This is a genomic window from Streptomyces humidus, from assembly GCF_014649655.1.
GTDB classification, from domain to species: Bacteria; Actinomycetota; Actinomycetes; order Streptomycetales; family Streptomycetaceae; genus Streptomyces; species Streptomyces humidus.
The window spans coordinates 1-7,202 of sequence record NZ_BMTL01000087.1 but is presented as its reverse complement, the minus strand read 5'-3'; the positions used below and the strand labels follow the sequence as shown (position 1 = coordinate 7,202).

Annotated in this window: 5 protein-coding genes and 1 pseudogene; 4 read left to right on the top strand and 2 right to left on the bottom strand. The window is 65.5% G+C overall.

What is annotated here, in order from left to right; translation table 11 throughout:
• Nucleotides 1-456: 456 nt before the first annotated feature.
• Both IE239_RS40980 and IE239_RS42860 read left to right on the top strand, forming a co-directional pair.
• Nucleotides 457-1,542 carry a TrbL/VirB6 family protein gene (locus IE239_RS40980; RefSeq protein ID WP_190154532.1) on the top strand — a complete coding sequence of 362 codons (1,086 nt, stop codon included), beginning with the start codon at nt 457-459 and terminating at the stop codon, nt 1,540-1,542.
• A gap of 39 nt (nt 1,543-1,581) precedes the next feature.
• Complete coding sequence (locus IE239_RS42860) at nt 1,582-1,938, top strand: hypothetical protein (RefSeq protein WP_229878797.1); 357 nt, start codon at nt 1,582-1,584, stop codon at nt 1,936-1,938.
• A 273-nt stretch (nt 1,939-2,211) separates the two neighbouring features.
• On the opposite strand, the pseudogene kilB reads toward IE239_RS42860, so the two are convergent.
• Together kilB and IE239_RS40965 are read right to left on the bottom strand one after the other, a co-directional pair.
• A pseudogene (gene kilB / locus IE239_RS43435) lies at nt 2,212-2,592 on the bottom strand (plasmid transfer protein KilB); the annotation flags it as partial.
• A 617-nt stretch (nt 2,593-3,209) separates the two neighbouring features.
• Nucleotides 3,210-3,935 (bottom strand): hypothetical protein, encoded by a 726-nt coding sequence (locus tag IE239_RS40965; protein ID WP_229878796.1) that lies wholly within the window; start codon nt 3,933-3,935, stop codon nt 3,210-3,212.
• 411 nt (nt 3,936-4,346) lie between these two features.
• On the opposite strand from IE239_RS40965, the gene IE239_RS40960 reads away from it, so the two are divergent.
• Together IE239_RS40960 and IE239_RS40955 are read left to right on the top strand one after the other, a co-directional pair.
• Nucleotides 4,347-4,949: a hypothetical protein gene (locus IE239_RS40960; protein ID WP_190154531.1), complete on the top strand. Its 603-nt coding sequence runs from the start codon at nt 4,347-4,349 to the stop codon at nt 4,947-4,949.
• Nucleotides 4,950-5,776: 827 nt separating this feature from the next.
• Nucleotides 5,777-6,274, top strand: a complete 498-nt coding sequence (locus IE239_RS40955; protein WP_190154530.1) for a lactococcin 972 family bacteriocin — start codon at nt 5,777-5,779, stop codon at nt 6,272-6,274.
• Nucleotides 6,275-7,202 lie beyond the last annotated feature (928 nt).

The following is a 7,202-nucleotide window of genomic DNA, read 5'->3' as shown; positions in this document are numbered from 1 at the left end:
CCTCCACGGACGCACCGGATCTACCTCACCCACCCCAGCACTATGCCTGACCAGCACAAACCCAGCCCCCACACTCGGTTTCGAGAACCCTTCTCAGGGCGTCTAGGGCTTGCTCCGGTCGAGGGAGGTTCGCCGGGCGCCGGCTGGTGAGGACCCTCGTGCCGACGCTCAATGTGGCGATGCGGTGCGCCTGCGCTGCCGGGACTCCGCGGCCTGTCCGGTCGGCTGTCCGGCGGAATCAGCACGTCGCGTACGGTTTGCCGCTCCGCGTGCCTGCAAGCCCAGTCCTTGACCCGTCTGACCTGCGCGTCAGCCCAACTCGGCTGAGTCCGACGAACCCATCCGAGCACGCCTGGCGGCCAAAGCCCTCGCTCAGCGTACGGTACCTACCGCGCACCAATGACCACAATGGATGAAAATGGTAGAAACATATGCCAAAACTGCGGAGGCGTGGCGATGCGCGGCAACGCCGAGAACGAAGAGGGGTCCGTCGAGGACTACGACGACGAACACGGTGAGGAACTCGACGCCGAGGACAGTGACGAGTACGCCGATCCCGAGGTTGACGACGAGGAGTCGGCATCGTTCGAAGAGGAGCCGGCGTCCTACGACGAGGAGGACGCAGCCGGTGCGAGCCCTGACGTCTTCCTCGACGTTCCGATCCTGAAGGTCGACGAGATCGACCTGGACGTCGAGGATCTGCGGGCGCATGTCTCGCTGCAGGCCGAGGTGCTGGATCTGCTCAAACTGAATGTGGGCGCCGACGTCTCGCTCGGCCGGGTGCACCTGGGCATCTCGGGCGTCGAGGCCCAGGCCCAGCTCAAGGTGCGCCTCCACCACGTCGCACAGATCATCGACCGAGTGCTCACCACGCTCGACCGCAACCCGGAGATCCTTCACGAGCTGGCGCGTGGAGTCGGGTCCGCCGTGCAGGATGTCGGCGTCGGAGCACGTCACGCCGTCGGGGAGCTGGGTACGGGTGCCGGAAGGGCTGTCCAGGAGGTCGGATGGGGCGCCGGATCCGCCGTACAGGATGTCGGTCAGGGAGCCGGGAGGGCCGTTCAGGACGTGGGGCAGGGAGCCGGGGCTGCTGTCCAGGACGTGGGCCGGGGCGTCGGCTCCGTGGCACAGGATGTAGGTCAGGGAGCCGGGAGGGCCGTTCAGGACGTGGGCGGTGGTGCCGGGCGCGCGGTGGAGGATGTCGGCCATGAGACGAGCCGGACCGTCGGAAGCGCCAGCGAGGTGGTGGGCGGCATCGCCGGGAGCGTGGCCGGACAGGCCGCGGGTGTGACGGAAGCGGCGGGTGACGCGGTACGGGCCGGCGGCTCCGTCGCGCACACAGCGGAGACCGTCGACGTCACTGCGGATCGGACCGAGCCGGCCGAGCCGCGTGCGGCGCGCAAGGGCGCGGAGGGAGAGCGGGGCCGGGCCGGCCGGAGTCAAGGCGGCACCCGTACGCGCCGGACACGCGGAGACGACGGGAAGCTGCCGCCGAGGTCCGGTCGCCTACGTACCGCCAAGGAGCCGGAGGAGCCACCCTGAACGCGAGGGGCGGGCGCCGGGAGCCCGGTGGGGGACATCATGTTCCGTTCGACGGTCCACGCCGAACGGCTCCGCTTCACGCAGGAACCCCAGACAGTCGTCCGCTTCCCCGGCACCGGGAAGCGAGAGTCGACGAGCCACAGCGACCGGACCCACCTACCGGACTCGGTCATCCCCGGTCGGGAATACCAGGACGTCACCGTCGCCTACCACCTTGCGACCCGGCTCACCAGGGAACCGGAGGCCGGGCGGAGCGGAGACGACGACACGGACGAGATTCGCAGTGACAACGGTCGCGGAGTCGGCGACATGGTGTCTTTCCGCTTCGGGCGAGACCGGCCGGTGGTGGGACCGAAGTCGGAGGAGGTCCGGGAGCGGGCTCCGCGGCGTCGGTAGTGACTTGGCCTCGACGACCTTGCGCGCGGAGCGTGCGAAGCACCACAACGACGACCCTCCACGCCGACTCATGATGATGCGGTTACGGGCGCCCCTCGCACCGGCCCAGACAACAAAGAACCCCCGGGTGCTCGACCTGGGGGTTGCTCTCTGGAGCGGGTGACGAGAATCGAACTCGCGCTCTCAGCTTGGGAACCTAGGGACATTCATGGAGGTTTCTGATGCTGACCTGGGCGAACGGCCTCGGTGAGGCAGCCTTGTGACCGACTGCTTTCACCCTGGTTCCCCGCTGTTCCCCGCTCGATGTGGTGCGCTTGTGGTGCGGTTCCCGTCGGCGCTTGGGTTCAGCCCAGTGGCCTGTGCAAGCGTCTCAAGGTGTTGCTTCGCTGAGCCGACGAGTCGGCTGATGTCGTCACGGGTCTGCGCTCTCACCTCGTCCAGCTCGGCCCTGCTGTCCACCTTGGTCAGCGCCGTGATGCCCGTAAGTACGTCTCCCGCAGTCCGGCTCAACCTCTCGCCGTCGGTCAGCATCTGCATCCGGAAGAGGGCCTCCTGGGCGTTGGAGCGCAGGTCGTAGGCGCGGATACGCACGGCGTCGCGGTCCTCCGGTGGTGGCTGCTCGTGCTCGCAGAACCAGAGACGAACCAGGCAGCGACGATAGTTGACCTACGCGCCGGCATACGCGGAGTAGGCATCGAGTCGCTCCTGCCGAAGCTTCTCGCGGCGGGTGAACTGATTACTCCTGTCGGTGGTGCGCTGCTGAAACGCCAGAGTGATCCCCGACCCAAGTAGGGTTCCAAGAAATCACGCTTCGCCGCCGTCGGTGGGCTGCTGGCCCAACTTTGCTGCCAAGTTGGCGATGTCCACGACACATCACCGATGCCGAGGGTATGACCTTCTGATCCGTAGCTCTACAGAGATCGGTCATTGGAGGTCATACGGGCTGCGGGGAGGACTGTGAGGGCCGGTGTTGGGCGCTGGCGGTTGCTGGGGTTGCTGTACTTCGTTGCTGTACCGCAGCGAGGCGCCGTCGCTCCTCCTGGTCCCGGGCCGTTGTCAGTGCCGCTTGCTAGTTTGCATGGTGGAGTGAGACCGGTCAGAGAACCTTCGAGGTCCGCGGTCAAGGGGGGTGGGCATAAATGTCCCCGGGAGCCACCTCGGGACTATGTTTCAGGCCGTAGATCCCCACCCCCCTCATCCTCCTCCTTGACGGAGCTGTCGGCACCGCCTGATGCCCAAGACGCTCTCCAACTGTGTCGCTCGTGCTGCCCTCAGAGGCGTTGTGCGTTCTGCAACCGTTCGACCTGCCGGCTGACCAGATCGTCGGGGAAGGACGCGCTGCCTCCGACGTTCAGCTTTTGGAACGTCACGATGGTGTTCCCAGCCCGCACGACGGTGAACTGCTCTTTACGGTCCCCTGGTTGCTCAGGGCCCATGGGGATGGTCTCGTGGAAGCGCACGGCTTCATCCCCAACGCCCGGTGCCTGTTCCATCGTCAGCCTGGCCTTGAACTTCCCCACCCAGCCTGTGCCCTCATATGAGCGGCAGGACGCAAGTGCCTGCTTGAGCTGTGTGAAGGCTTGCTTGGCCTTCCCATCTTCGTAAGCTGCAAGCGTCGAGCCGCCACCCCAAATGTCGCCCTTCCAGTTGAAGATCTGTAGGACGACGACAGACGCGCGTTCCCCGTTGCGGATGTCGAGCATGGTCTGGCACGCGCGATTGGCCACCGGCGGGAAAGAGCGCTGCCCCTTCTCGGGCTCGAGGTCCCTCACTGAGAGGCCGCCCTCAGGCGCGCCCGCAACCTCGCCGTCTTTGAAGGTGAGCGTCCGCAACTCTGCACGCGTCAGCGGTGCCGCGACGGCCTTCTCCGATGCGGTCGCCCGCGGCCCCACCGAGTCCGGCGGCGCATCTGAACCTGTGGAGCACCCGGAAGCCATCAGGAACCCGGCAACCACAAGGCCGACTGCCGATATGGGCCGCAGCTTGCGGACGAGCATAAATGTCCCCCAAGGGCAGTGAGAGTGAGGACACTGACGGTAGCCGCGCTGGGTGGTTCGGTACCAGGGACTTTCCATGAGACAGAGTCCTACCGATCGCGTTCGGCCGGTGGCGTCGGCTCGGTCCTTAGCTTGGGAATCGTGGGTGTTCTGGTGGCGGTTGCACCTGCCTGCGGCAGAGCGGTGGGACCGCCAGGCACCGAGGGCGCACGCTTTCCAACTGTGGTGGTGGGGTGGTGGGGTGTGTGCAGGGGGGTTCACCTGGGTTCATGGGCGGCTGGCCGAGGGAGCGGCTACCGGCTTCGGTCTCATCTGAACGGCCGTGAACGGGGCTGAATGAGACGGAAACTGAGACGGAGCCTGCGCATAACTCGGGTGACGGTTGGCTGCGGTCGGCGCTAGCGTGCGGCGGTGATCAGCAATGAGGGAGTACGCCTGGGTGCGGAGGCCGCACATCGCCTGGCACAGACAGGCTTCTATGAGTTCGAGGCGGGGCTGAAGGAGGCCGAGTTCACGCGCATCGAGCGTGAGTACGGCTTCGAGTTCGCGGACGATCACCGAGCATTCCTTGCGGCCGGGCTCCCGGTCAACGTCCCTCCTGAGGAAGGGCAGACCTGGTCCAGACCCTGGCCTGAGTGGCGGGGCGGTGACCTGGACAGCTTGCGTCGACAGCTCGACGGGCCGGTCGAGGGGGTTCTGTTCGACGTTGAGCACAACGGGTTCTGGCACGAGAGCTGGGGTGAGTGTCCAGCTGATGGGACGGTGGCACTGGCAACAGCGCGGCATCAACTGGCGGCGGTGCCGCTACTGGTGCCCGTGTATGCCCACCGATACCTGCCGGCCGGCCGGGGAAGCTTCGGGCACCCAGTGCTCTCGGTGTGGCAGACCGACGTCATCTATTACGGCCTGGACCTGGTCGACTACATGCACCAGGAGTTCGACGAGGCTCGGGGCGAGGTCGACGAGAGCTGGAACCCGCGGGCGACGGTCCCCTTCTGGAAGGACTTACTCTGACTCTTCGGGGAGCCTGCGCGTACGGCGGGCGCTCTCAGCTTGGGAAGCTCGGGTTTCTTGGCGGCGGTTGCTGTGCTGACCTGCGGCGGAGTCACGTTGGAGCCCTGGTGGCACCGTAGGTAACTTCCCGCTGTTCCCCGCGGTTCCCCGCAGGATCTGGCACGCGAATGGCACGGTCCCTCTGCGTCAACGCACCCCGGCCGAGCTGGGCGCCTCGGTGTTTGAGCCTCAGCCGACGACAGTTAGCCAGGATGGCGGGTCAGCCGACCGTGCAGGCGCGCGTGTGCCTCGCTGTACCCCCGCCAGCCTGAGCCACGCTGCCGGCCGTCGATCAGGGCAAGCCCCGACGACGGAAGCGCGCGGCTGGCCACCTTGCGTGATGACCTCTTCGTCCCGAAGTAACTTGAGTGGGGGCTGTGCCTTGGGTTGGGACGTCTCCAACTCACGGCACGAAAACGGGCCACCGACTCCGTCGGCGGCCCGTCACGAAACTTCGAGGTTAGCCAGCCCATTTGCGGCTATCTGGCGTGCGTCACCTGTGGCGGTCGGTGTGGGCGCGTCGGGCGAAGGTCATGTTGACGTGCCTGGCCAGCTTGATAGCACCGCGGATCAGGTCGCGGACGGTGGCCAGGACGGCAGGGGTGTTATGGGCCCTGACAACACGCGTGCCGTGACCGCGCATTCATGACGCCGCCCGTGAATACCACCGCCCGACAACGGTTTCAGGCTATGCCGGAGCCGTAAATCGGCCAAGCCTTGACTGCCGCAGCGCCCTCGTAGAAAATCCCTTCGAGCTCTCGGTGACGGGGAGCGGAGATAGGGGGAACGTGAAAAAGTTTGGGAAGTCAATACTTTTCGGCATTTCGGGCGCTGCGCTTGCGGTTTCCGGCTTTGCCGGCCCGGCGGCGGCCTATGGCCCTCAGAGCGGAACCGGTTCCGGCGATATCGTTATTGAGGCCAGTGACGGCCTCATAACTGGGCAGCCCGTCATCCACAAGAGAGGTGACGGCGTCAACCCGCCAGCGGAGCTGGGTAACCCCTCCGAGTGGGGCGTGGTAAAGCTGGAAATCAAAGATTCAGCCGCTCAACTGAAAGGGAATACCTGCGAGGACGTGACTCATGGCACGTGGTGCTATGGGTACGATCTGGTGTCGGCTGGAAAGAAGTGCTACTCGAACTACATCGCGGATGTGAAGCACAAGTCGACAGTCAGGGTCCAGAACGTCGACCATTCAAGTGGCTGGGTGGCGAAGGGGGGGACTTCCTACGCCAACTCAACACAAGGTGCGGCATGGACCTGCTATGCATATTACGATAATGCGTAAATGCGTCCACTATGATGAGGGTTGATCTCCCTCGGGTGGGGCATTGCTCCGGGCGCGCACAGGCCCGGAGCAATGCCGCATTAGGGCCGGAAAGGGAGAAAATGAACTTTTGGGGTGCTCGGGCTGCGTCGCTTGCCGTGCCACTCGGGATTGGCTTGTTGCTTGGTCTGACGGGGCCTGTCGCTGAGCATTGGGGCGGCAGTCCGGGTGTGGCCGTGGGCGCCGTTTTCACCGGTGGGTGGCCGTGGGCCTGTTACGCGTTTCTGGTGGGTTATTTCCGCCGGTCTAAAATCGAATCGGTTGTTCTTGCATCTCTGGGGCTGGCTATCGGTGTCGTGACCTACTACCTGACTAAGGGAACCCTGGCCTCCCTGGAGGGACTGGATTCCTCAGGTGCGGGATCATCCGGAATTGCCCTCTGGGGTGTGCTGGCATTCTTCTTCGGAGCACCCCTTGGGCTCCTGGGGAACGTCGCACAAGTGCCGGGTATCGGCGGCCTGGGCTTCCGGCTGCTTGTTCCCTTGGTGGCTTTTTATGAGACTTCCATGCGTCTGGAGACGGAGTCGCGCGGGCCGAGCCAGGTTGTTCTGGGTACCTGGACCACCGTTCGGTTCACGGCTGTTGCCGTTGCGGTCGCTCTGGTGGGCCACACGGTCTGGGGTTGGTGGAGGTCTCGCCGCACTCGTTCCGCCGGGGTGGGCATTGGCTAAGGGTTGTCCCGTAACCCCCAGGAGTTGCGCCACGGCCCTTTGGCCACGAGGGTCTCAGGGCTTGGCCGTGGCTCCCTGAGGCACTGCAATCACGCTGCTGGGTGCTGGACGACTCCCGCCGCTGGTCCACCACGTCGTCCACTTCATCCAGGGCCGGATCGCGACTTCCGCTGGGCGCGTAGGCCGGTGACCGGTCAGCGCGTAGTGGCAGATGTGCG

What these genes read in the sequence shown, in the direction of transcription:
- IE239_RS40980 (WP_190154532.1), top strand. Translation starts at nt 457, where the DNA reads ATGCGCGGCAACGCCGAGAACGAAGAGGGGTCCGTCGAGGACTACGAC.
- IE239_RS42860 (WP_229878797.1), top strand. Translation starts at nt 1,582, where the DNA reads ATGTTCCGTTCGACGGTCCACGCCGAACGGCTCCGCTTCACGCAGGAA.
- IE239_RS40965 (WP_229878796.1), bottom strand. Translation starts at nt 3,935, where the DNA reads ATGCTCGTCCGCAAGCTGCGGCCCATATCGGCAGTCGGCCTTGTGGTT.